At 71.5% G+C, this 23,755-nt stretch carries 19 protein-coding genes; 14 read left to right on the plus strand and 5 right to left on the minus strand.

The genetic code is table 11. The annotated features are described in order from the left end of the window. The first annotated feature begins 30 nt into the window (after nt 1-30). From AC0NZQ_RS19025 to AC0NZQ_RS19035, 3 genes are all read left to right on the plus strand, one after another. Nucleotides 31-219: a hypothetical protein gene (locus AC0NZQ_RS19025; protein WP_474531652.1), complete on the plus strand. Its 189-nt coding sequence runs from the start codon at nt 31-33 to the stop codon at nt 217-219. A gap of 140 nt (nt 220-359) precedes the next feature. Further along, nucleotides 360-3,941, plus strand: coding sequence for a chromosome segregation protein SMC (gene smc, locus AC0NZQ_RS19030; RefSeq protein ID WP_474531654.1), 3,582 nt, complete (start codon nt 360-362; stop codon nt 3,939-3,941). 84 nt (nt 3,942-4,025) lie between these two features. Continuing rightward, entirely contained in the window at nt 4,026-5,015 is a 990-nt protein-coding gene (locus tag AC0NZQ_RS19035) for a L,D-transpeptidase (protein WP_474531655.1), read from the plus strand. A gap of 105 nt (nt 5,016-5,120) precedes the next feature. Here AC0NZQ_RS19035 and AC0NZQ_RS19040 read toward each other — a convergent pair whose 3' ends face one another. Continuing rightward, entirely contained in the window at nt 5,121-5,366 is a 246-nt protein-coding gene (locus tag AC0NZQ_RS19040) for a hypothetical protein (protein ID WP_474531656.1), read from the minus strand. Between the two features lie 122 nt (nt 5,367-5,488). Here AC0NZQ_RS19040 and AC0NZQ_RS19045 point away from each other — a divergent pair, with 122 nt between their 5' ends. Then, entirely contained in the window at nt 5,489-5,728 is a 240-nt protein-coding gene (locus AC0NZQ_RS19045) for a hypothetical protein (protein ID WP_474531657.1), read from the plus strand. Nucleotides 5,729-5,745: 17 nt separating this feature from the next. On the opposite strand, the gene AC0NZQ_RS19050 is transcribed toward AC0NZQ_RS19045, so the two are convergent. Continuing rightward, entirely contained in the window at nt 5,746-6,174 is a 429-nt protein-coding gene (locus AC0NZQ_RS19050) for a hypothetical protein (protein ID WP_474531658.1), read from the minus strand. A 295-nt stretch (nt 6,175-6,469) separates the two neighbouring features. Between AC0NZQ_RS19050 and ftsY the strand changes: the two genes are divergently transcribed. Genes ftsY through AC0NZQ_RS19065 form a run of 3 tightly spaced genes read left to right on the plus strand, consistent with a single transcriptional unit; the run spans nt 6,470 to nt 9,900 of the window. Next, complete coding sequence (ftsY, locus tag AC0NZQ_RS19055) at nt 6,470-7,684, plus strand: signal recognition particle-docking protein FtsY (RefSeq protein WP_474531659.1); 1,215 nt, start codon at nt 6,470-6,472, stop codon at nt 7,682-7,684. Beyond that, a complete protein-coding gene (gene tdh / locus AC0NZQ_RS19060; protein WP_474531660.1) occupies nt 7,685-8,716 on the plus strand; it encodes an L-threonine 3-dehydrogenase in 1,032 nt (343 codons plus the stop codon). A 2-nt stretch (nt 8,717-8,718) separates the two neighbouring features. Beyond that, nucleotides 8,719-9,900 carry a glycine C-acetyltransferase gene (locus AC0NZQ_RS19065; RefSeq protein ID WP_474532030.1) on the plus strand — a complete coding sequence of 394 codons (1,182 nt, stop codon included), beginning with the start codon at nt 8,719-8,721 and terminating at the stop codon, nt 9,898-9,900. Here AC0NZQ_RS19065 and AC0NZQ_RS19070 read toward each other — a convergent pair. The 3 genes from AC0NZQ_RS19070 to pepN all read right to left on the minus strand — a co-directional run bounded on the left by AC0NZQ_RS19070 (nt 9,897) and on the right by pepN (nt 13,311). Further along, the gene (locus AC0NZQ_RS19070; RefSeq protein WP_474531661.1) at nt 9,897-10,316 is read right to left on the minus strand and encodes a VOC family protein; all 420 of its coding nucleotides are present in this window, start codon (nt 10,314-10,316) and stop codon (nt 9,897-9,899) included. The two genes, AC0NZQ_RS19065 and AC0NZQ_RS19070, sit on opposite strands and share 4 nt — an antisense overlap. Nucleotides 10,317-10,353: 37 nt before the next feature. Then, nucleotides 10,354-10,740, minus strand: coding sequence for a helix-turn-helix domain-containing protein (locus AC0NZQ_RS19075; RefSeq protein WP_474532031.1), 387 nt, complete (start codon nt 10,738-10,740; stop codon nt 10,354-10,356). 132 nt (nt 10,741-10,872) lie between these two features. Further along, on the minus strand, nt 10,873-13,311 hold the full coding sequence (pepN, locus tag AC0NZQ_RS19080; RefSeq protein ID WP_474531662.1) for an aminopeptidase N: 2,439 nt from the start codon (nt 13,309-13,311) through the stop codon (nt 10,873-10,875). Between the two features lie 220 nt (nt 13,312-13,531). Between pepN and AC0NZQ_RS19085 the strand changes: the two genes are divergently transcribed. The 7 genes from AC0NZQ_RS19085 to AC0NZQ_RS19115 all read left to right on the plus strand — a co-directional run bounded on the left by AC0NZQ_RS19085 (nt 13,532) and on the right by AC0NZQ_RS19115 (nt 23,712). Then, a complete protein-coding gene (locus AC0NZQ_RS19085; RefSeq protein WP_474532032.1) occupies nt 13,532-14,827 on the plus strand; it encodes an ammonium transporter in 1,296 nt (431 codons plus the stop codon). Continuing rightward, nucleotides 14,824-15,162 carry a P-II family nitrogen regulator gene (locus tag AC0NZQ_RS19090; RefSeq protein WP_474531663.1) on the plus strand — a complete coding sequence of 113 codons (339 nt, stop codon included), beginning with the start codon at nt 14,824-14,826 and terminating at the stop codon, nt 15,160-15,162. The genes AC0NZQ_RS19085 and AC0NZQ_RS19090 overlap by 4 nt, the downstream gene beginning before the upstream one ends. A 7-nt stretch (nt 15,163-15,169) precedes the next feature. After that, on the plus strand, nt 15,170-17,482 hold the full coding sequence (locus tag AC0NZQ_RS19095) for a [protein-PII] uridylyltransferase (protein ID WP_474531664.1): 2,313 nt from the start codon (nt 15,170-15,172) through the stop codon (nt 17,480-17,482). 190 nt (nt 17,483-17,672) lie between these two features. Next, nucleotides 17,673-22,223: a glutamate synthase large subunit gene (gltB, locus tag AC0NZQ_RS19100; protein ID WP_474531665.1), complete on the plus strand. Its 4,551-nt coding sequence runs from the start codon at nt 17,673-17,675 to the stop codon at nt 22,221-22,223. Nucleotides 22,224-22,299: 76 nt separating this feature from the next. Then, the gene (locus tag AC0NZQ_RS19105; RefSeq protein ID WP_474531666.1) at nt 22,300-22,662 is read left to right on the plus strand and encodes a hypothetical protein; all 363 of its coding nucleotides are present in this window, start codon (nt 22,300-22,302) and stop codon (nt 22,660-22,662) included. Further along, nucleotides 22,655-23,074, plus strand: coding sequence for a hypothetical protein (locus AC0NZQ_RS19110; RefSeq protein WP_474531667.1), 420 nt, complete (start codon nt 22,655-22,657; stop codon nt 23,072-23,074). Before AC0NZQ_RS19105 ends, AC0NZQ_RS19110 begins: the two co-directional genes overlap by 8 nt. Further along, nucleotides 23,074-23,712, plus strand: a complete 639-nt coding sequence (locus AC0NZQ_RS19115) for a DUF1345 domain-containing protein (protein ID WP_474531668.1) — start codon at nt 23,074-23,076, stop codon at nt 23,710-23,712. Before AC0NZQ_RS19110 ends, AC0NZQ_RS19115 begins: the two co-directional genes overlap by 1 nt. Nucleotides 23,713-23,755 lie beyond the last annotated feature (43 nt).

The following is a 23,755-nucleotide window of genomic DNA, read 5'->3' on the forward strand; positions in this document are numbered from 1 at the left end:
CACCACGCGGGAACATCGAAAGGTCGCATCATGGCACGCGCCCTCCTGGGTCACGTCGGACCATCGCACGAGAACCTCCTCGCCTACGAGGTGGCCCGGCTGCGCCGTCGCGTCGCCGAGCTCGAGGCCGAACTGGACACTGTCCGCGCCCGCTCCGAGGAGACCCTCGAGCTCGAGCTGCACCGCCTGGCCGAGACGGCCGAGCCCGCCCTGGCCTGAGCAGCACCCGAACCTCGGCGTCAGGCTCCCGCCTCGCGGGAGCACAGGGTAGGTTCGTCGCCGACCTTCGCCGCGGCACGCGTTCCGGGTGACACCGCCGACGCCGCCGACCTGCCCGAGCCGGGAGTGTTGAGTACGCAGTGCACCTGAAATCGCTGACGCTGCGGGGCTTCAAGTCCTTCGCCTCGGCGACCACGCTGCGTTTCGAACCCGGCATCACCGCCGTCGTCGGCCCCAACGGCTCGGGCAAGAGCAACGTCGTCGACGCCATCGCCTGGGTCCTCGGCGAGCAGGGCGCCAAGGCGCTGCGCGGCGGCAAGATGGAGGACGTCATCTTCGCCGGGACCTCCGGCCGGCCGCCGCTCGGCCGGGCCGAGGTCACCCTCACCATCGACAACAACGACGGCGCGCTGCCCATCGAGTTCAGCGAGGTGTCGATCACCCGCCGGATGTTCCGCGAGGGCAGCAGCGAGTACGAGATCAACGGTGAGAGCGCCCGGCTGCTCGACATCCAGGAGCTGCTCTCGGACTCCGGCATCGGCCGCGAGATGCACGTCATCGTCGGCCAGGGTCAGCTCGACGCCGTGCTGCAGGCCCGTCCCGAGGATCGCCGCGGCTTCATCGAGGAGGCCGCCGGCGTCCTCAAGCACCGCAAGCGCAAGGAGAAGGCGCTCCGCAAGCTGGACGCGATGCAGGCGAACCTCACCCGCATCACCGACCTCACCACCGAGCTGCGCCGGCAGCTCAAGCCGCTGGGTCGGCAGGCCGAGATCGCCCGCCGGGCCCAGGGCGTGCAGGCCGAGCTGCGTGATTCGCGACTGCGGCTGCTCGCCGACGACCTGCTGACGCTGCGCGACGCGATCGAGCGGGAGGTCGCCGACGAGGAGGCGATCCGCACCCGGCGCAGCGAGGTCGAGGCGGCGCTGCAGCAGGCGCGCGCCCGCGAGGCCGAGCTGGACGCCGCCATGGCCGCCGACGCGCCGCTGCTGGCGCGGGCGCAGGAGACCTTCCATCGCCTCTCCACCCTCGACGAGCGGCTGCGCGGCACGGCGTCGCTGGCCACCGAGCGAGCCCGGCATCTGGCCACCGCGCCCGAGGACGACAGCCGCACCGGGCGCGATCCGGAGGCCATGGACGCCGAGGCGGCCAAGGTGCGGGAGCAGGAGTCCGAACTTCAGCAGCAGCTCGACGCCGCCCACGCCGAGCTGAGCGAGGTCGTCGGCTACCGGCAGGACCTGGAGCGCCGGCTGACCGAGGCCGAACGGGCGGTCGTGGCGGCGGTGCGCGCCGTGGCCGATCGCCGGGAAGGCCTGGCCCGGCTCGCCGGGCAGGTGAATGCCGTGCGCACCCGGGTCACCTCGGCGCGTGAGGAGAGCGAACGCCTCGCCGCTGCAGCCGCCGACGCCCGTACCCGTGCGGCCGAGGCCGAGGTCCAGCTGGCGGCGGTCCAGAACGAGGTCGGGGCGATGGACGCCGGCGAACTGGGTCTGGACGCGCGCCACGAGGACGCCGTGGCCGCCCTCGATGCCGCCGAGGCGGTGGTCCGGGAGCTGGCCGCGGCTGAGCGGGAGGCCGAGCGGGACCGCTCCACGTGGACCGCACGGGCCGACGCCCTCGCGGTCGGGCTCTCCCGCAAGGACGGCACCGAGGTCCTGCTGACGGCGGGGGAGCGGCTGCCCGGCGTGCGCGGCACGCTCGCCGATGCCTTGACCGTCCGGCCGGGTTACGAGGCCGCGATCGCGGCTGCCCTGGGGCCTGCGGCGGACGCGGTCACGGTGGGCACCCTGGCCGACGCGGACGCCGGCCTGGCCCATCTCAAGGCCGAGGACGCGGGGCGGGCGAGCTTCGTGGTCGCCGGTGCCGTGGGCGCGGCGGCCCCCGACCTGCGCTGCCCCGACGGCGCGCACCTGGCCCTGTCACTGGTCGAGGTGCCGGCCGACCTGGACGTCGCAATCACGAGGCTGCTCGGCACTGCCGTCGTCGTCGACGATCCCGGTCTCGTGGCCGCCTGCCTGGAGACGGACGCCATCCGCACGGTGGTCACGCGCGAGGGCGACGTCTACTCGCGGGCGCTCGTCCAGGGTGGCTCGGCCTCCGGTCCGTCGACGATCGAGATCAACGCCGCCATCGACGAGGCCAAGCAGAAGGCTGACGAGGCCGCCACCCGCCACGAGCGGCTCTCCGCCGAGCTGGCCACCGCGCGCGCCGACGCGGCCGAGAAGAAGGCTGCGGTCGAGGCGGCCCTGGAGGCGCTGCACCAGTCCGACGCGGCGCTGTCGGCGGTCGCGGAGCGGCTCGCCCAGCTGGGGCAGGTCGCCCGTTCCGCCGCTGCCGAGGCGGCCCGTTTGGACGAGGCGCGCGCCAAGGTGGACGCGGGGCGGGAGAAGGACCTCAGCGGCTTGGCCGAGCTGGAGGAGCGGCTCAGCCTCGCCGAGACCGCCTCCGACGAGCCGGCCGAGCCCGACACCGCCGAGCGCGACGGTCTGCAGGAACAGGTGACCGAGGCGCGGCAGGGCGAGATGGAGGCGCGGCTGCAGGTCCGCACCGGCGAGGAGCGGGTGCGCTCGCTGAAGGGCCGCGCCGACCAGCTCCACCGTGCCGCCGAGATCGAGCGCGCCGCCCGCAAGCGCCGGCAGCAGGCCCGCGAGGCTCGGGCCCGGGGTGCCGTCATCGCCGGTGAGGTCCGCGACGCCGCCCGGGCCGCCGTGACCAGGATCGCCGACTCGGTGACCGCCGCCGCGGCCGAGCGGGACGCCGTCCAGCAGTCCCGCGCCGCCCGGGAGGCCGAGGCCGCCGAGGTCCGGGGCACGGTCCGTCGGCTGGCCGAGGAGCTGGGGCGGCTCACCGATGCCGTCCACCGCGACGAGGTCATGCGAGCCGAGCAGCGGCTGCGCGTCGAGCAGCTGGAGCAGCGCGCGGCCGACGAGTACGGCGTCGAGCTCGACACGCTCGCCGCCGAGTACGGCCCCGACCAGCCCGCCCCGCCGAGCGCGATCGAGGTCGCCGAGTACGAGCAGGCCAAGGAGCGCGGCGAGCAGGTCACCGCCCCGCAGCCCGGCCCGTACGACCGCGCGGTGCAGGAGAAGCGGGCCGCCCGCGCCGAGCGGGATCTCGCGCTCCTGGGCAAGGTGAACCCGCTCGCGCTGGAGGAGTTCGCCGCCCTGGAGGAACGGCACCAGTTTCTCTCCACCCAGCTGGAGGACCTCAAGGCGACGCGGCGTGACTTGCTGACGGTGGTCAAGGAGGTCGACGACCGCATCCTCGAGGTCTTCACGGCCGCTTACCACGATGTCGCTCGCGAGTTCCAGGTCGTCTTCGGCACGCTCTTCCCCGGCGGGGAGGGGCGGCTCGTGCTCACCGAGCCCGACGACATGCTGCTCACCGGCATCGATGTCGAGGCCCGGCCGCCGGGCAAGAAGGTGAAGCGACTCTCGCTGCTCTCCGGCGGGGAGCGCTCGCTGGTGGCGGTGGCGCTGCTGGTGGCGATCTTCCGCGCCCGCCCCAGCCCGTTCTACGTCATGGACGAGATCGAGGCGGCGCTCGACGACGTCAACCTGGGCCGCCTGCTCGAGCTCATCGCGCAGCTGCGGGAGTCCAGCCAGATCATCCAGATCACCCACCAGAAGCGGACGATGGAGATCGCCGACGCGCTCTACGGCGTGACGATGCGCGGTGACGGTGTGACCCAGGTCATCAGCCAGCGGCTTCGCGACGCCGGCTGACCGAAGATCCCGCCGGGGTTGCCTAACTGTGAAAAGAAGCGGCCCATTGGTGCAGGTTTGCCGTCGTCACCTACCGTGGTCGGCGTGTCGAAGCTGATATCCCTGCGCAAGAGCCGCCTCGTCGTGCTGCTGCTGGCCGTGCTCGCGCTCGCCGTGACCGCCTGCTCGTCCGGCAGTAGCAGCAGCCCGGACAAGACGGTGACCAAGACCGGGTCCGCTCCTGCCGCCTCGGAGTCCACCTCCGCAGGTGCCGCGTCGACCTCGGCCTCGCCGACCGCCGCACCGAAGCAGGCCGTGAAGATCACCACGATCAACAGCGACGGGGTGACCTACGGCGTCGGCATGCCGGTCATCGTCTACTTCTCCAAGAAGATCACCGACGCGAAGGCATTCCAGGCCGCGACCAAGACGACGGCCAACGGCCAGCCGCTCGACACCGCCTGGTACTTCCAGTACTCCAGCGCGGGTCGCGGGCCCATCGAGGCGCAGCTGCGGCCGAAGAACTACTGGCCGGCCGACTCGAAGATCCACGTCGAGTTCCCGCCCGCCGGGACCTCGTTGGGTGGCAACTACGTCTCCGACGGCAAGCTGAGCTCGCTGGACTTCAAGATCGGCGACCGGCGCATCGTCACCGTCGACAACTCCACGCACGAACTGACGCTGACGGTCAACGGCAAGAAGAAGCTGACGTACCCGGTCTCCCTCGGTGCCCGCAACACCCCCACGCAGCGCGGCATCAAGGTCATCATGGAGAAGGGTCGCGACATCTCGATGCGTGGTCCGGGGTACTACGAGGCGCACGTGAAGGACACCCAGCGCCTCACCTACGGTGGCGAATACCTGCACTCGGCGCCGTGGAACATCAGCAATATCAACAACGGCATCAACTCGTCCAACGGCTGCACCAACCTCAAGCCGGCGGACGCGGAGGCCCTCTACGGCGATCTCCGCGTCGGCGACGTCGTCACCTTCCCCAACGCCAACGGCCCGATGATGCAGATGGGCCAGGGCTACGGACTCTGGAACGTCCCGTGGAGCGAGTACCAGACCGGCGGTCTGGTCGCGACGCGCTGACCAACGTCTTCCGCCACGACGCCCGCACCGGTTCCGGTGCGGGCGTCGTCATACGGTGCGGAGAACCAGCCGATCCAAGCGCGTTTGCGCTGAAGGTCGGCTCGGTCACGAAGTCCGTGCATCGAGAGAAGTAGGTGGTGGTGTCAGCTTGGCTCTGCTTTTCTTCGGAATGCCGTTCGTGCTGCTGGCATCGTGCTGCTGGGCGCTGTACCCGTTCCGTTCGCCGCGCAGCAGGGCAGTCTCACCGGCGGTGTTACTCGCCGCGTGTGCCGCCTTCGCCGGGTGGTGCGCATCCCTGGACTTCGGGTCCGGCGGGATCGTTGTCGTCCCGGCGGTCGGTATCGCGCTCATGCGACTCATGGTGGACGGCTTCACCTTGCTCGCAGAGCGGGTCGAGGGTGAGAGGCAATGAAGGTCGGTGATCTTGCGACTACGGAGCGTTCACCACTGCGGCATGAGCCAGGGCACCGCGGGTGACGGGCGGAGTCGGGGCACTCCTCATCGTCGGCTTGCCGCTGATGTTCGTGATGTCCTGCGTCTGGGCCACGGTGCCGCTCGACCGAGGCCGTCCCAGGGTCGTCGTCCTGGGCTCGCTGCTGGCGACCTGCGCAGGTTTCGTGGTGTGGTGCATGGCCAGCGGTGTGCTGCAAGCCGCGATCGTTGTGCTTCCGGCAGTCGTCGTCGCGGCGGGGAGGCTCCTCGCCGACGAATGAGGTCAGGGCCGGCTGAGTTAGCGCCCGCTGAGCTGTAGCGCCCGAAGCGCGGCGGGGCCGTCGGCGACGCTGACGAGCAGCCGTTCGCCGTTGTGCTGGGTGAGGACCAGCGTCGCGCCGGGGCGGACGGCGAGGCGCGTGGTGCGGTCGTCGGACTCGACGCCGCCGAAGCCGAGGCATTGGGCGAGGGTGACGTCGCGGAGTTCGGCGTCCCGGACCTCGCCGAGGTAGATCACCAGCGGGTCGCGTTCGCGGCGACCCTGCCCGACGATGACCCGCCGGCCGACGACATCGACCGAGACGGGGGAGAGGTACCAGCCGGTGGCGGCCGCCAGGAGGAAGAGGAGGACGGCGACGGGCCACAGTCCGCTGTCCAGGCTCTGCAGGATGACCGCGACGATCAGACCGCTGACCACGCCGAGCAGGATCTGCAGGGGCGCCACCACGGTGCTGTGATACCCGGGCGGACTCGAGGCAGGTTCTGCCGCCGCTGCCACGATGGGGGAGCTGCCGGCGGGCAGGTCGGCCGGTGCGTCGTCGGGTTCAGCAACCTCCGCCGGCGGCGGGTCGACGCTCCTGCGGGGCGCGGGTCGAGGGCGCGGAGTCCCGTCCGTCATCGCCAGCTCCTCTCGCCGCCACCGAAGCGACGCGGTGGGTGTGAGTACCGACCGTCGCACATCGGGACGGGCAGTGGGCTGTGCGCCCCGCCGTGATGTCACTGCCGCCTGACAGGATGGAGTCGTGGTCTTCCTCTTCATCGCCATCGGCATCGTCGTCGTGGCGCTGCTCCTCACCGTCGCCCTCGTGGTCCCGCGCCGCCGCGCCGTCAGCCGGGAGCAGACGCCGCCGGGCACGCACGTCACCCGCTCGGGGCGTCCACCGATCGGCGTCGTCGACACCACCGACCCGGTAGCCCCGCCCGAGGTCTCGGTCGACGTCCCGACGGCCGCGCCCGAGGGCGCCCCGGAGATCGCCGCCCCCGAGGCCGGCGTGCCGTCTCCCTCCACCGCCGATCGCACGCTGGACCGTCCCGAGCCGACGGCCGGACGGATGCAGCGGCTGCGGGCCAGGCTCTCCCGCTCGCAGAACGCCCTCGGCCGCGGGCTGCTGTCGGTCCTCTCCCGCGAGAACCTCGACGACGATGCCTGGGAGGAGGTCGAGGAGTCGCTGCTCGTCGCCGACGTCGGCATCGGCGCCACCACCGAGATCGTCGAGCGGCTCAAGACCCGCACCAAGGTGCTCAACACCCGCTCCACCGGCGAGCTGCGCGCCCTGCTCGCCGAGGAGCTCGTCACCGCCCTGCAGCCGGACCTGGACCGGACGCTGCGCTCGACGCCGACCGGGGACCGTCCCGCCGTCGTCATGGTCGTCGGCGTCAACGGCACCGGCAAGACCACCACCTGCGGCAAGCTCGCCCGCGTGCTCGTCGCCGACGGTCGCTCGGTGCTGCTGGGCGCGGCCGACACCTTCCGCGCCGCCGCCGCCGATCAGCTGCAGACGTGGGGGGAGCGGGTCGGCGCCGAGACCGTCCGCGGCCCGGAGCAGGGCGACCCCGCCAGCGTCGCCTTCGACGCGGTCAAGAAGGGCACCGAGGCGAAGGTCGACACCGTCCTCATCGACACTGCCGGTCGACTGCACACCAAGGTCGGGCTGATGGACGAGCTCGGCAAGGTCAAGCGCGTCGTGGAGAAGCAGGGTCCGGTGGACGAGACGCTCCTCGTCCTCGACGCGACCACCGGCCAGAACGGCCTGGTCCAGGCTCGGGTCTTCACCGAGGTCGTGGACGTCACCGGCATCGTGCTGACGAAGCTGGACGGCACCGCCAAGGGCGGCATCGTCATCAGCGTGCAGCGCGAGCTGGGCGTCCCCGTCAAGCTCATCGGGCTGGGGGAGGGCGCCGACGACCTCGCCCCCTTCGAGCCGGAGTCCTTCGTGGACGCGTTGCTGGGGGAGTAGATGAGAGCCCTGTTCAAGCCGGCAGCGTCGCCGGGCTTCGAACTCACCGATCGTCCCGAGCCGTCGGTCGGGCCCACCGACGTCCTCGTCCGGGTGCTGCGGACCGGGATCTGCGGCACCGACCTGCACATCGAGTCCTGGGACGCGTGGGCGGCCGGCGCGGTGAACGCGCCATTGGTGGCCGGCCACGAGTTCTGCGGCGAGGTCGTCGAGATCGGGCCCGGCGTCCGTGACGTCAAGGTCGGCGACCTGGTCAGCGGCGAGGGTCATGTCGTCTGCGGCACCTGCCGCAACTGCCGCGCCGGCCGGCGCCACCTCTGCATCCGGACCTCCTCGATCGGCGTGAACCGCGACGGCGCCTTCGCCGAATTGGTGGCGCTGCCGGAGTCCAACGTCTGGGTGCACCACACGCCGGTCGACCCGGACCTCGGCGCGATCTTCGACCCGTTCGGCAACGCCGTGCACACCGCGCTCTCCTTCCCCCTCGTCGGCGAGGACGTCCTCATCACCGGCGCCGGCCCCATCGGGCTGATGGCGGCGGCGGTCGCGCGACACGTGGGAGCCCGCTTCGTCGTCGTCACCGACGTCTCCCGCTACCGGCTGGAGCTGGCCGAGCAGCTCGGTGTCGACCTGGCCCTGGACGTGTCGCAGGGCTCCATCGCGGACGCGCAACGCCGGCTCGGCATGGTCGAGGGTTTCGACGTCGCCCTGGAGATGAGCGGCCACCCCAGCGCGCTCCCCGATGTCGTCGCCAACCTCAACCACGGCGGACGGGTGGCCATGCTCGGCCTGCCCAGCGCGCCGATCGAGGTGGACTGGGGTCGCGTCGTCACCCACATGCTCACTCTCAAGGGGATCTACGGCCGTGAGATGTTCGAGACCTGGTACGCGATGAGTGCGATGCTGCGCTCGGGCCTCGACATCGGCTCGGTGATCACCCACCGCTTCGCCGCGCGCGACTGGGCCGAGGGCTTCGCCACCGCCAGGGGCGCACAGTGCGGCAAGGTCGTGCTCGACTGGACGGAGGTCTGATGGTGTACGGAACCGTAGGCGCACAGCTGCGCACCACCCTCGACGAGATCCGCGAGGCCGGCCTCTACAAGCACGAGCGGCAGCTGGCCTCGCCGCAGTCGTCACACGTCAGCGCCGGTGGCGCCGACGTCCTGAACTTCTGCGCGAACAACTACCTGGGGCTGGCCGACCATCCCGCCGTCGTCGGCGCCGCCCGGACCGCACTGGACGAGTGGGGCTTCGGCATGGCCAGCGTCCGCTTCATCTGCGGCACCCAGACCCAGCACACCGAGCTGGAGCGGCGGCTCTCCGACCTGCTCGGCACCGAGGCGACCATCCTCTTCTCCTCCTGCTTCGATGCCAACGGTGGCGTCTTCGAGGTGCTGCTCGACGATCGCGACGCGGTGATCAGCGACGAGCTCAACCACGCCTCCATCATCGACGGCATCCGGCTCTGCAAGGCGCAGCGGCTGCGCTACCGCAACCGGGACATGGCCGACCTGGAGGCGCAGCTGCAGGCAGCGTCCGGGGCGCGACGGCGGCTCGTCGTCACCGACGGCGTCTTCTCCATGGACGGCTACCTCGCGCCGCTACCCGAGATCTGCGATCTCGCCGAACGCTACGACGCGTTGGTGATGGTGGACGACTCGCACGCTGTCGGCTTCGTCGGCCCGAACGGCGGCGGGACGCCGGATCTCTTCGGCGTGCAGGACCGCGTCGACATCAACACCGGGACGCTGGGCAAGGCCCTGGGCGGGGCGTCGGGCGGGTATGTCAGCGCCCGTGCGGAGATCGTCGAGCTGCTGCGCCAGCGGGCCCGGCCGTACCTCTTCTCCAACGCCCTCGCCCCCTCGGTGGTGGCGGGCTCCCTCGCGGCGCTGGAGCTGGTCAGCGGCGGTTCGGCGCAGCGTGAGCAGCTGCGGTCCAATGCCGCGCTGTTCCGCAGGCTGATGGCCGAGGCCGGCTTCGACCTGCTGCCGGGTGAGCACGCCATCGTCCCGGTGATGTTCGGTGACGCCGCCCGCGCCGCCCGGATCGCCGACACCGTGCTCGAGCACGGCGTCTACGTCATCGCCTTCAGCTACCCGGTGGTGCCGCAGGGCAAGGCGCGCATCCGGGTCCAGCTCTCGGCGGCTCACACGCCGGCGGACATCGAGACGGCGGTGGCCGCCTTCACCGCCGCCGCGGCGGCCCACCCGGCCTAAGCGGGCGGAGCGAGCGGCTGCACGATGCGGAAGTGATTGCCGAACGGGTCACGGGCGCCGCAGTCGATGCCGTACGGCTGCCGCGTGGGCTCCTGCGTGAACTCGACACCGCGGGCCTTGAGGGTCTCGTACGTCGCCTGGCAGTCGTCGGTCGTGAGGCCGAAAGAGAAGCCGGTCGCGCCCTTGCTCACCAGGTCGCGGACCTGCGCGGCGGAGTTCTCGTCCAGCGACGGCGGTCCGGCGAGTTCGAGGAAGATCTCGCGCGCGGGGTCGCCGGGCACCCGGACGGTGAGCCAGCGCATCGGACCTAAGTCTATGTCGTCGCTCAGTTCGAGGCCGAGCGTGTCAACGTAGAACGTCTTGGCCTCCTCCTGGTCCAGGACGAAGACGTGCGAGATGTTGATCGAGTTCCACATGGGCGCTCCTATCGTCGGTGGCTGTCGAACCGAGACGTTAGGGGCGCGCACCCGAGGCGCGCTTATCCGAAACTGCTCGATCACCGCACGGGCGCGTCCACGACAGGGCGAAGCAGGTCGGAACCGGCTGCGGTGTCACCGGCCGGGCTGCTCGGTAGCGGCTCGGTGACGTTCCGACGATGTCGCGGAACGTCCGGCTGAAGGTGCCCAGACTGCTGAAGCCGACGGCAACGCAGATCCCGGTGACAGGGTCGTCGGTCGTGCGCAGCAGGAACATCGCCCGCTCCACCCGCCGGCGTTGCAGGTAGCGGTGGGGCGTGTCGCCGAAGGTCTGTTTGAAGCTCCGGCTGAAGTGGGCCGGCGAGACGTGCGCGATCGCTGCCAGGGCCGGGACGTCCAACGCCTCGGCGTAGCTGCGGTCCATGGCGTCGCGCGCCCGCAGCAGTGCGCGGTTCGAACGCTGCTGCGGGGTCGTCACCCGCGCGATCCTCCCACCGTCTGCCCAGCTGCGTTGAGTGGGCCGAGACGAGGTGAGCGGGCCGGAATATCGGCCCACTCAGCTGTTGTCGGCCCACTCACCGGAGGCGGGGAAGCGGGTACGGACGGTCAGGGCGCGGCGCTGATCGTCGGCACTGTCTTCGAGCGCCCGCTGCACGCCGGGCGTGAGGACGTCACGGGCGGCGAGCTCGGCGGCGGCGGTGAGAGTCCGCGGTGACACCGCGGTGGCCGGATAGGCGAGCTGCGTGAGCCGGTCGGCGACCCACCCGGACCGCAGCGCGGCCGCGGCCGGGAGCTCGGCGAAGTAGCGGGGCACGTAGGCCTCGGTAAGCGCCTCCTGTCCCGGACGCCAGAAGCCACCGGCCAGGGCGTACAGCTCGTGGTTGGGGCGCTCGGCGTCGGTCATGAGCACGGTCCAGGCGGCGGCCTTGGCGTCGGCATCCGGGCGGGCGGCGCGGCACCAGGCGGCGTGGGCGGCGCCGCGGGACGTCGCATCGGCCGCCGTCTCGGCTGCGAGCTCGTCGGTGGCGAGGGCACCCAGCTCGCAGAGACGGCGCAGCACGTGCCACCGCAGCTCGGGGTCGAGGTCGACGCCGGCCGGCAGGTCGCCCGCCAGCCGCGACCGCAGCCGACCCACGTCCGAACTCGCCCGGATGGAGGCCCGCAGCAGGCTGAGCTGACGTCCCTCTCCGCTGGCCGCCTCCGCGGCCGTGGCCATTGCGACCGCGAAGGGTGCGAGCAGGTCGCGGCGATCTGCATCGTCGACGTAGGTCGCGGTGACGACGTCGAGAAACCACTCGGAGACGACGGTGACCACCGTGTCGTGCGACTCGACGGCGAGCCCGGAGGTCACGATCTCGGCAGCGACACGGGGGTCCAGCTCGGCATCGGCGACGGCCAGCATCAGGGCGTTCCAGATCACGACGCGGCTTCGGTCGTCGGCGAGTCCCGGCAGCCGCTCTGCCATCGCCGCCCAGTCCCGGAGCGCGATCTTGGCCCAGGTCTCGTCCCGGGCGTCCGGCAGCAGCGGTAACTCCGGGTCGAGACCGTGGGGCACCGAGGCGCCGGTGAGGGTCAGCCGGGTCGACGCCCCGTCCGCGAGCGAGGACACCGTCACCGTGTGCGGGCGCGAGTCGTCCCCGGACCGCAGCAGCAGCTCGCCCTCGATGGTGAGCGTGTCGACGCCGGTGGTGCGCAGCCACGCCTCGGCCCACGCGTCGACGTCGCCGCCCTCGGCGCGCCACGCCGCCAGCAGATCGGCCAGCTCGGCGTTGCCGTGCGCATGGTCGCGGATGTAGCGCCGCAGCCCGCCGAGGAAGACCTCGTCGCCGAGGCGTGCCGAGAGCTGCCGCAGCGTCGAGGCGCCCTTGGCGTAGGAGATGCCGTCGAAGGAGGCGAGCGCCGCGGCGGCGTCCGGTGCGCCGTTGCCGGCGACCGGGTGCGTGCTCGGCCGCCGGTCGGCCCGGTATCCCCAGGACTTGCGCGCGATGCCGAAGGCGGCCCACGTCTGCTCGCCGGTGGCACGGTGACCCAGGTACTCGGCGAAGGACTCGTTGAGCCAGAGGTCGTCCCACCATCGCATGGTGACCAGGTCCCCGAACCACATGTGCGCCATCTCGTGGGCGATGGTGACGTCACGGTTGGCCAGCTCGGCCGCGGAGGGCCGGGACCGGAAGATCATCTCGTCGCGCAGTGTGACGCAGCCGGGGTTCTCCATGGCGCCGGCGTTGAAGTCCGGGACGAAGGCCTGGTGGTACTCGCCCCATGGGTAGCGCACGCCGAAGAGCTCGTGCAGCGCGTCGAGGCAGTGGCGGGTGTGGTCGAAGAGCGCGGCGGCGTCACGATCGAGGTGCTCGGCCAGCGACTGACGGACGTGCAGCACGAGCGGGATGCCGTCGTGCTCGTCGCGCAGTCGGTGATACGGGCCGGCGACGACCGTGGTGGCGTAGGTGGGGAGGGGATGGCCGGCCGCCACGCGCCAGTGCCCCGGCGCCACCTCCGTCGCCGGCCCGTTCCCCGCGATGCTCCAGTCAGCAGGACAGCGAACCTCCAGCGCCACCGGCGCCTTCAGGTCGGGCTGGTCGAGGCAGGCGAACCAGCGGGGCGCAGCGTCCAGGAAGCTCATGGCGTAGACGTAGCGGCGACCGTCGGCGGGGTCGACGTGGCGGTGCAGCCCCTCGCCGTCGTGGGAATACGCCATCTCGGCGGTGACCACGAGCTCGTGCTCGCCGTCGGTGAGCGGGTCCAGCCGGAGCCGCCCGTCGGCGAAGGCCGGGGCCACGTTGCGGCCGTCCAGCAGCGCGGAACCCAGCACGGCGGGGGAGACGTCGACGAAGCTCGGTCCGGCCGTGTCGGGTCGGGTCGCGAACCGGATGGTGGTGGTGCTGCCGAAGGTCTCGGCCGTCTCCGCGTCGCGGAGGTCCAGCGTGATCTCGTAGCCGGTGACGGCCAGTCGTGCTGCGCGGGCGGTGGCGTCGCGGTGGGTGAGGCTGGACACCACGCCACCGTAGTGGGCCCGGCACTTCGGGCATCGCCGGACATTTCCGTCTGCGGCCGCTGTGTGGTCGGCCGTGTTACCGGCGCGAAACACAGACGGCAGCCGACAGAAACCTGCGACACCCAGAGTTCGACCCGATCGGGGATGGGGCCACCGCGCGGGTGGCGCGACCCGGACGAACTCACCTGCTGGAGGTTTGGTGGACGGCTATACCGCGTTCATGATCGTGGCGACACTGCTGGTGTTGATGATGACGACACCGGCACTGGCCTTCTTCTACGGCGGCATGTCGCGGTCGAAGTCGGTGCTGAACATGATGATGATGTCCTTCGTCTCGATGGGCGTCGTCGGCATCGTCTATGTCCTCTGGGGCTGGTCGATGAGCTTCAGCGACGGCTTCAGCGGCGACGGCAAGCTCTTCGCCGACCCGTTCAAGCTCTTCGGGTTGAAGGACGTCGACCCGAGCGCCTACGTCGGCGTGATGTTCCAGCTGACGTTCGCGGTGATCACCGCGGCCCTCATCAGCGGTGCCATCGCCGACCGGGTCAAGCTGTCGAGCTGGATCGTCTTCCTGCCCATCTGGGCGACGCTGTCCTACTTCCCGCTGGCGCACATGGTCTTCGGCGGCGGTTACATCGGCAAGACCATCGGCGCGCAGGACTACGCCGGTGGTACCGCGGTGCACATCAACGCCGGTGTCGCGGGTCTGGTCCTCGCGCTCATCGTCGGCAAGCGCGTCAACTGGCCGCGCGACCCGATGCGTCCGCACAACCTGACGCTCACCATGCTCGGCGCGGGCCTGCTCTGGGTCGGCTGGTACGGCTTCAACGTCGGCTCGATCGTGCTCACCGGCAGCTGGGACGACGGCAAGAACGGCGGCATGTCGAGCAACCTGGAGCAGTTCGTCTCCGAGACCGGCCGCACCTTCCTCAACACCACCATCGCCACCATGGCCGCCATGCTGGGCTGGCTGCTCATCGAGCGGATCCTGCACAAGAAGGCCTCGGCCCTCGGCGCGGCCTCCGGTGTGGTCGCCGGTCTGGTCGCCATCACCCCGGCCTGTGGCGCCGTGGACCTCGTCGGCGCCATCGCGATCGGTGCCATCGCCGGCGCGGTCTGCGCCTGGGCGGTGAGCCTGAAGTTCAAGTTCGGCTTCGACGACTCCTTCGACGTCGTCGGGGTCCACCTCGTCGGCGGCATCATCGGCACCGTGCTCATCGGTCTCTTCTCGGTGAAGGCCGGCGCGGGCGGCGTGGACGGTCTCTTCCACGGCGGCGGCTGGGCCTCGCTGGGTGACCAGGCGGCCGGTGCGGGTATCGCCATCCTGTGGTCCGGTGTCGCCACCGCGATCATCGGCTACGCCATCAAGTTCACCATCGGCTGGCGTGTGACGCAGGAAGAGGAGGTCGACGGCATCGACTACGCCGAGCACGGCGAGTCCGCCTACGATCTGGACGGTCGCTCCAGCGGCATCCCCGGCACGGCCACCACGACGAAGGAAGGGGCGCTGGCGTGAAGCAGATCACCGCAGTCGTCAAGCCGTTCAAGTTGGACGACGTGAAAGCCGCCCTCGAGGTGCTGGGAGTCCAGGGCCTGACGGTGAGCGAGGTCCAGGGCTTCGGCCGGCAGCGTGGACACACCGAGGTCTACCGCGGCGCCGAGTACACCGTCGACTTCGTGCCGAAGGTCAAGGTCGAGGTCATCGTCGGCGACGGCGACGTGGACAAGCTCGTCGGCGCCATCGTCGAGGCCGCCCGTACCGGCAAGATCGGTGACGGCAAGGTCTGGGTGACGCCCGTCGAGAGTCTGGTGCGGGTCCGCACCGGCGAGCGTGACGCGGACGCCGTCTGACCGCGATTTGGCAGAGAACCTGAACGAGGTCCGGGCCGGCGTCCTACGCCGGCCCGGACTCGTCGGTGCGCGGCTCCGGCAGGAACTGGCCGAGAGCTACGACGAGTGGCTGCGACCGCTCGTCGCCGAGGTCGAGAACGTCGCGCTGGTCGCGGTCGGCGGCCTGGGACGTCGTGAGGTCGCCCCCTACTCCGACCTGGACCTCGTCCTGCTGCACGACGGCCGCGTCGACGCTCTGGGCGACATCGCCGACGCCGTCTGGTACCCGATCTGGGACAGCGGCGTCAGCCTCGACCACTCCGTCCGCACGCCGGAGCAGGCCGTCGCGGTCGCCAGGGACGACCTCAAGGCCCTGTTGGGCCTGCTGGACATCCGTCACGTCGCCGGCGACGCCGGGCTCACCGGGCGAGTCAGAGGCTCGGTGCTGGACGTCTGGCGCGCCACGGCGGCCAAGCGCCTCCCCGAACTGCGCGAGATCTCGCGCGAACGCTGGCAGGTGACCGGGGACGCCGCGTTCCTGCTCGAACCCAACCTCAAGGAGTCGCGGGGTGGGCTGCGCGACGCCCAGGCGCTGCACGCGCTGGCCGCGGCGCAGCTCGTCGACTATCCGGTCTGGGTCCGCGAGGCCTATCCGGTGCTGCTGGACGTCCGGGGCGAGCTGCACCGGCTGACCTCGCGCAACGAGGACGTGCTGTACCAGCAGGAGCAGGACGGCGTCGCCGCCGCGCTCGGCTACACCGACGCCACCGATGCCACCGCGCGCGACCAGCTGCTGCGCCGCGTCAACGAGGCGGCCCGCTCGATCTCGCACGCCGTCGAGACGGCCTGGCGGCGGGTCGCGGCCAGTTCGGGACCGTCGCGACCCCGGCGTCGGCTCTTCGGCCAGCGCAGCGCCGGTCCCGAGCGGGTCGGCCTGGCCAAGGACGTTGTCTCGCAGGACGGCGAGGTGGTGCTGGCCCGTGACGCCGACCCCTGGGCCGACCCCGGCCTGGTGCTGCGGGTGGCCCGCGCCGCCGCCGAGAACGATCTGCCCATCGCGCCCTTCGCGCTGGAGCGGCTCGCCTCGGAGACGGCGCCGCTGCCGACGCCGTGGCCGTCGGCCGCGCTGGCGGACCTGCTCGCCACGCTCGGCACCGGTCGTCCGGCGATCGGCACGCTGGAGGCGCTGGACCAGGCCGGACTGCTCGTCTCGCTGATCCCGGAGTGGGACGCCGTCCGCTGCCGCGCGCAGCGCAACCCCGTGCACCGCTACACCGTCGACCGGCACCTGCTCGAGTGCGCGGCCGCCGCGGCTGCCTACGACGCGGAGGTGGACCGCCCCGACCTGCTCGTCCTCGGCGCGCTGCTGCACGACATCGGCAAGGGCTATCCGGGCGAGGACCACTCCATCGTCGGGGCGCGCCACGCCGAGACCATCGCCAAGCGGATGGGGCTCTCCGGGGGCGATCTGGCCACCGTCGTCGGCCTGGTACGCCACCACCTGCTGCTGCCCAACACCGCGACCCGCCGCGACATCGCCGACCCGATGACCATCACCATCGTCCGGGAGTCGGTCGCGGACAACCTCGACCTGCTCGACCTGCTGCAGGTGCTGGCCCGCGCGGATGCCACCGCGACCGGACCGGCGGCCTGGAGCGACTGGAAGTCCCGCCTCATCGACGACCTGGCGCGTCGTACCCGCGCTGCCATCGGCGGCCGCAAGCTCCCCGAGGTCAGCCCGCTGGACGACGAGCGACGGGCGCTGGCCGAGGCCGGCGAGCTGGCCGTCCGCATCGACGGCGACCAGGTGCTGGTGGCCGCACCCGACGATCGCGGCACGCTGTACCGCACCGCCGGGGTGCTGGCGCTGCACTCGCTGGACATCCGGGAGGCGTCGGTGGCGACGCACGCCGGGATGGCCGTCAACCGCTTCGTCGTCCACCCGCGCTTCGGTCAGATGCCCGACCCGGTCCGGGTCCGGCAGGACCTCGCCGTCGCGATGCGCGGCGAGCTGGGTCTGGCCGAGAAGCTGCGGCAGAAGGAGGAGACCTACTCGCGTCGCCCCGCCGGCGCCCCGCGGCGCCGACCGGCCGTGCTGTGGTTCGACGACTCCGCCGACGCCACCGTCGTCGAGTTCCGGGGCGAGGACGAGATCGGCCTGCTCTGCCGCATCACCGCCGCTCTTGAGGCCGCCGGCCTGGACATCCGCGCCGCGCGGGTCTCCTCGCTGGCCGGCACGGTGGTCGACGCCTTCTACGTCACCGACCGTGACGGCAAGCAGGTCGACGAGGCCGAGCGCGAGCGCATCGACGGTGAGCTCCGGGCGGCCTGGCCCCGCTGAGCGGGCAGGTGAGATCCCACACCGGCCCGCCGTCGAAGTCAGGTGAAACCTGACGGTAACCTGGGAAGCTGCACCCCGGGCCGACGACGTCCCTGCTGGATGATTCCGCCCGAACACCCATGAGCGATCCGGACCGTCGGTCCGCGGATGGCAGAGTGTGGTCGTTCTGCACCGAATGACGGGAGCTCGCGTGCGCAGTCTCTTCTCCACCGTGCCGTCCGCGCAGGGTCTCTACGACCCCGACTTCGAGCACGACGCCTGCGGCGTCGCGTTCGTCGCGGACATGCACGGCCGCCGGTCGCACCGCATCGTGGAGCAGGCGCTCACCGCCCTGCACAACCTGGACCACCGCGGTGCCGCGGGCGCCGAGCCGAGCTCCGGCGACGGCGCCGGGATCACCGTCCAGATCCCCGACGAGTTCCTCCGTGCGGTGACCGACTTCGAGCTGCCGCCGGTCGGCAGCTACGCCGTCGGCAACGTCTTCCTCCCCGCCGGCGCGGAAGAGGCGGCCCGGGTCGTCGAGATCATCGAGACGGTCGCGGCCGGCGAGGGCATCACCGTCCTCGGTTGGCGCGACCTGCCCACGGTCACCGACGACCTCGGCGAGACCGCCCGCAGCGTCATGCCCAGCTTCCGGCAGCTCTTCCTGCGTGGCAACGACGGCGCCCACGGTATGGAGCTAGAGCGCCGTGCCTACGCGCTGCGCAAGGTGGCCGAGCGCCGCAGCCGCGAGGCGCAGGTCGAGCTCTACTTCCCGTCGCTGTCGACGCGCACCCTGGTCTACAAGGGCATGCTCACCACCGACCAGCTCGGCGTGGTCTTCCCCGACCTCACCGACGAGCGCTTCACCAGCGCGATCGGTCTGGTCCACAGCCGGTTCTCGACGAACACGTTCCCGTCCTGGCCGCTGGCCCACCCGTACCGCTACATCGCCCACAACGGCGAGATCAACACCATCCGGGGCAACCGCAACTGGATGCGCACCCGCGAGGCGCTGCTGGAGTCCGACCTCATCCCCGGCAACCTCAAGCGGCTCTTCCCGATCTGCACGCCCGAGGCCTCGGACTCGGCGACCTTCGACGAGGTGCTGGAGCTGCTGCACCTCGGCGGTCGCTCGCTGCCGCACGCGGTGCTGATGATGATCCCCGAGGCGTGGGAGAACAACCGCGAGATGGACGCGGCCCGCCGCGCCTTCTACGAGTTCCACTCCTGCGTCATGGAGGCCTGGGACGGCCCGGCCTGCGTCAGCTTCACCGACGGCACCGTGATCGGCGCCGTCCTGGACCGCAACGGCCTGCGCCCCGGCCGCTGGTGGCAGACCGCCGACGGGCTGGTCGTGCTGGGCAGCGAGTCCGGCGTCCTGGAGCTCGACCCCGCCACCGTGGTGGCCAAGGGTCGGTTGCAGCCGGGCCGGATGTTCCTCGTCGACACCGAGCGGGGCGAGATCCGCGACGACGAGGCCGTCAAGAGCGAGATCGCGGCCGAGCACCCCTACGCCGAGTGGCTGCACGCCGGGCTGATCCAGCTCGGTGACCTGCCCGAGCGCGAGCGGACCGTCTTCAGCCACGAGTCGGTGCTGCGGCGCCAGCAGGTCTTCGGCTACACCGAGGAGGAGCTGCGGCTGCTCATCGCGCCGGTGGCGACGGCGGGTGCTGAACCCATCGGCTCCATGGGCACCGACACGCCCGTCGCGGTGATGAGCAAGCGGCCGCGGCTGCTCTTCGACTACTTCACCGAGCTCTTCGCGCAGGTCACCAACCCGCCGCTGGACGCCATCCGCGAGGAGCTGGTCACCTCGCTGGCCGGCGGCATCGGTCCCGAGCTGAACCTGCTCGACCCCGGCCCTGCGTCGTGCCGGCAGATCGTCATCCCGCGACCGGTGATCGACAACGAGGAACTGGCCAAGATCTGGCACATCAACGCCGACGGCGACATGCCCGGCTTCCGCTGCCAGCTCATCGACGGCCGGTACCGCGTCCACGGCGGCGGCGAGGCGCTCGCCGCCGCGCTCGAGCGGGTGCGGCGAGAGTGTTCGGCCGCGGTCGAGGCGGGGGTGCGCATCCTCATCCTCTCCGACCGTGACTGCGACCCCGACCACGCGCCGATCCCGTCGCTGCTGCTCACCTCCGCGGTGCACCAGCACCTGGTCCGCACCGGCCAGCGGACCCAGGCAGGCCTGGTCGTCGAGACCGGCGAGGCGCGCGAGGTCCACCACATCGCGCTGCTCATCGGTTACGGCGCCGCCGCCGTCAACCCGTACCTGGCCTTCGAGACGATCGACGACCTCGTCGCCAACGGCCAGATCGAGGGCATCACCGCCGACAAGGCCATCGCCAACTACGTCAAGGGCCTCAGCAAAGGCGTGCTGAAGGTGATGTCCAAGATGGGCATCTCCACCATCCAGAGCTACACCGGCGCGCAGGTCTTCGAGGCCTTCGGGCTGGCGCAGCCGCTGGTGGACGAGTTCTTCGGCGGCACGCCGTCCCGGCTCGGCGGCATCGGCCTGGCCGAGATCGCCACCGAGGTGGAGAAGCGGCACGAGGCCGCCTACCCGCTGGTCGACACCGCGCGCGCCCACCGGCGCCTCGACGTCGGCGGCGAGTACCAGTGGCGCCGCGAGGGCGAGCTGCACCTCTTCAACCCCGAGACGGTCTTCCTGCTGCAGCACTCGACCCGCTCGCGGCAGTACGAGGTCTTCAAGCAGTACGCCGACAAGGTGGACGCCCTCAACCGCGAGGGCGGCACGCTGCGGGGCCTCTTCGACTTCAAGAAGGGTGCTCGGCCGGCCGTGCCGATCGACGAGGTCGAGCCGGTCAGCGAGATCGTCAAGCGCTTCGCCACCGGTGCCATGAGCTACGGCTCGATCTCGGCCGAGGCGCACGAGACGCTGGCCATCGCCATGAACCGGCTCGGCGGCCGCTCCAACTCCGGCGAGGGCGGCGAGGACGCGCGCCGCTTCACCGCCGACGAGAACGGCGACCTGCGCCGCTCCGCGGTCAAGCAGATCGCGTCGGGACGCTTCGGTGTCACCAGCCACTACCTGGTCAACGCCGACGACCTGCAGATCAAGATCAGTCAGGGCGCCAAGCCCGGCGAGGGCGGGCAGCTGCCCGGATACAAGGTGTATCCGTGGATCGCGCGGACCCGCGGTTCGACACCGGGCGTCGGCCTCATCTCGCCGCCGCCGCACCACGACATCTACTCGATCGAGGACATCGCCCAGCTCATCCACGACCTGAAGAACGCCAACTCGCAGGCGCGGGTCCACGTCAAGCTGGTCTCCGAGGCAGGCGTCGGCACCGTCGCGGCGGGTGTCTCCAAGGCCCACGCGGACGTCGTGCTCATCTCCGGGCACGACGGCGGCACCGGTGCCGCGCCGCTGACGTCGCTGAAGCACGCCGGCCTGCCGTGGGAGCTCGGCCTCGCCGACACCCAGCAGACGCTGCTGCTCAACGGTCTGCGCGACCGCATCACAGTCCAGGTGGACGGCGCGATGAAGACCGGCAAGGACGTCGTCATCGCCGCGCTGCTGGGGGCCGAGGAGTACGGCTTCGCCACCTCGCCGCTGATCGTCTCCGGCTGCATCATGATGCGGGTCTGCCACCTGGACACCTGCCCGGTCGGCGTCGCGACGCAGAACCCGGTGCTGCGCGAGCGCTTCAGCGGCAAGCCCGAGTTCGTGGTGACGTTCTTCGAGTTCATCGCCGAGCAGGTCCGCGAGCTGCTGGCCGAGCTGGGCTTCCGGTCGCTGGACGAGGCCATCGGCCACGTCGACGTCCTGGACACCGCCAAGGCGATCGAGCACTGGAAGGCCGACGGCCTGGACCTGTCGCCGATCCTGTCGGTGCCGGCCAACCCGTACGGCCAGACGCTCATCAAGTCCCGTGAGCAGGACCACGGCCTGGAGGCGGCGCTGGACAACACGCTGATCCAGCTCTGCGAGGGGGCGCTGCTCGACGGCTCACCGGTGAAGCTGGAGCTGCCCGTCCGCAACGTCAACCGGACCGTCGGCACCATGCTGGGCTCGCTGGTGTCCCGGCGTTACGGTGCCGACGGCCTACCGGACGGCACCATCGACGTCACGTTCCGAGGGTCGGGCGGGCAGTCCTTCGGCGCTTTCGTGCCCCACGGCATCACGCTGCGGCTCTTCGGCGACACCAACGACTTCGCCGGCAAGGGACTCTCCGGCGGCGTCATCGCGGTGCGCCCGGACGAGTCGGCGCCATTCGTGGCGGAGGACAACGTCATCGCCGGCAATGTCATCGCCTACGGCGCGACGGCGGGGCAGATCTACCTGCGCGGCGTCGTGGGGGAGCGGTTCTGCGTCCGCAACTCCGGTGCCACCGTCGTCGCCGAGGGCGTGGGCGACCACGCCCTGGAATACATGACCGGCGGCACGGCCGTCATCCTCGGACCGACGGGACGCAACCTCGGCGCCGGCATGTCGGGTGGCTGGGCCTACGTGCTCGACCTCGACGAGTCCATCGTCAACCGCGAGCTCGTCGATCTCGCCGACGTGCCGGGCGACGAGCTCGACCGGCTGCGCGGCATCGTCGAGGCGCACCACGCCTACACCGACTCGCCGGTCGCGGCGGCCTTGCTCGCGGACTGGGGTGCGGCGTCGCGTCGCTTCACCGCCGTCGTCCCGCGGGACTTCGCCGCCGTCCTGGAGGCCACGCGACTGGCCGAGGAGCGGGGCGAGGACGTCGACGAGGCGATCATGGCGGCGGCGAAGCGGTGATCTGCCGCCTTCCCGGCCGGGCTGGTCGCCGACGCGTCGGCGCGCGGCGGCCACACCGGTCGGGAAGGCACAGCCGATGACCGGTGTGGTGACGGTCGTCAACCTGGCGCTCGTCCTCGTGGTGGTCGTGGTGATGGCGCTGCGCTACCGGGCCGACCGGGCCGTCGACACCGGCGAGATCGTCCTCGCGGGGGTGCTGGAGGCGGCTGTCCTCGTCTACGTCGGCGTGCGTGTGGCCGACCTCGTCGGCGGTCACCGCACCTCCTCGACCGCCCTCGCGGTGTCGTACCTCATCGGCATCGCGCTGGTGATGCCCGCGGCGGCGCTGGTGGGGCTCTTCGAACGGTCGCGGTGGGGCCCGGTCATCGTCGCGGTGGGTGCGCTGGTCGTGGCCGTCCTCCTCGCCCGGGTGCACCAGCTCTGGACTCCGAGTGCCTGACGCGCCGCCGGCGTCGCGGTCGTCGCTGCGCAGCGGTCCGGGACGGGTGCTGGTCTTCGTGTACGGGCTGCTCGCCGTCGCCGCCCTCGGCCGGTCGTCGTTCGAGCTCATCACCAAGTACGACGAGGCGCCGCTGGCCTACGTGCTGTCGGCGGTGGCGGCGGTGATCTACGTGGTCGCCTTCCTTGCCCTCGTCCGGGAGCGCCGGACGATCGCGCTCGTCGCGTGCGGCGTCGAGTTCGTCGGTGTGCTCGTGGTCGGGACGCTCAGCTACACCCTGCGCCGGGACTTCCCGGACACCACGGTCTGGTCCGGTTACGGCAGCGGTTACGGCTACCTGCCGGCGGTGCTGCCCGTCCTCGCCCTGCTCTGGCTGCGGCGCGCACCGCGCCCCGGTGCCGCGGGCCGCTGATGGCGCGAGCCCCCCGGCGCCATCCCGCCGTCCTCCGGCTGCTGCTGGCGGCCGCCGCCGGCCTGCTCGCGGCCGTGGTCGTGGGCCTGGTCGCGCCGGTCGTGCTCGGGGTGCTCACCGGCATCACGGTGATGGCGACGGTCTTCGTCGTCGCCGGGCTGCTCGTGCTCTGGCCGATGTCGGCCGACCAGACCCGGGCGCGGGCGGCGGGCGAGGACTTCGACCCGCGGCTGGACGAGTTGCTCGTCGTCGCGGTGGCCCTGGCCAGCATCGGCGGGATCGCGGCGATCATCGTCCTGCGCGGCTCGGACACCCGGACCGCCGCGGCCGCCGTCGGGTTGCTCGGCGTCTTCATGATCTGGGCGATGCTGCACCTGATGTACTCGGCCCGGTACGCGCGCCTCTACTACGAGGAGCCGGTCGGCGGCATCGACTTCAACGGCGACGAGGCCCCCGCCTACCGTGACTTCCTCTACTTCGGGTTCAACCTCGGCATGACGTACCAGGTCTCGGACACCAACGTCTCGCGCCGCGACATCCGGGCCATGGTGCTGCGGCACTGTGTGCTCTCCTACCTCTTCGGCACCGTCATCCTCGCCGCCACCATCAACCTGGTCGCGGGACTCGTCACCTCCTGAGGACCGCGCGGCCGGGGTCGCGGCGGGGCGGGCTGGAGGTCGG

Source organism: Jatrophihabitans sp. sgz311053 (assembly GCF_056135305.1).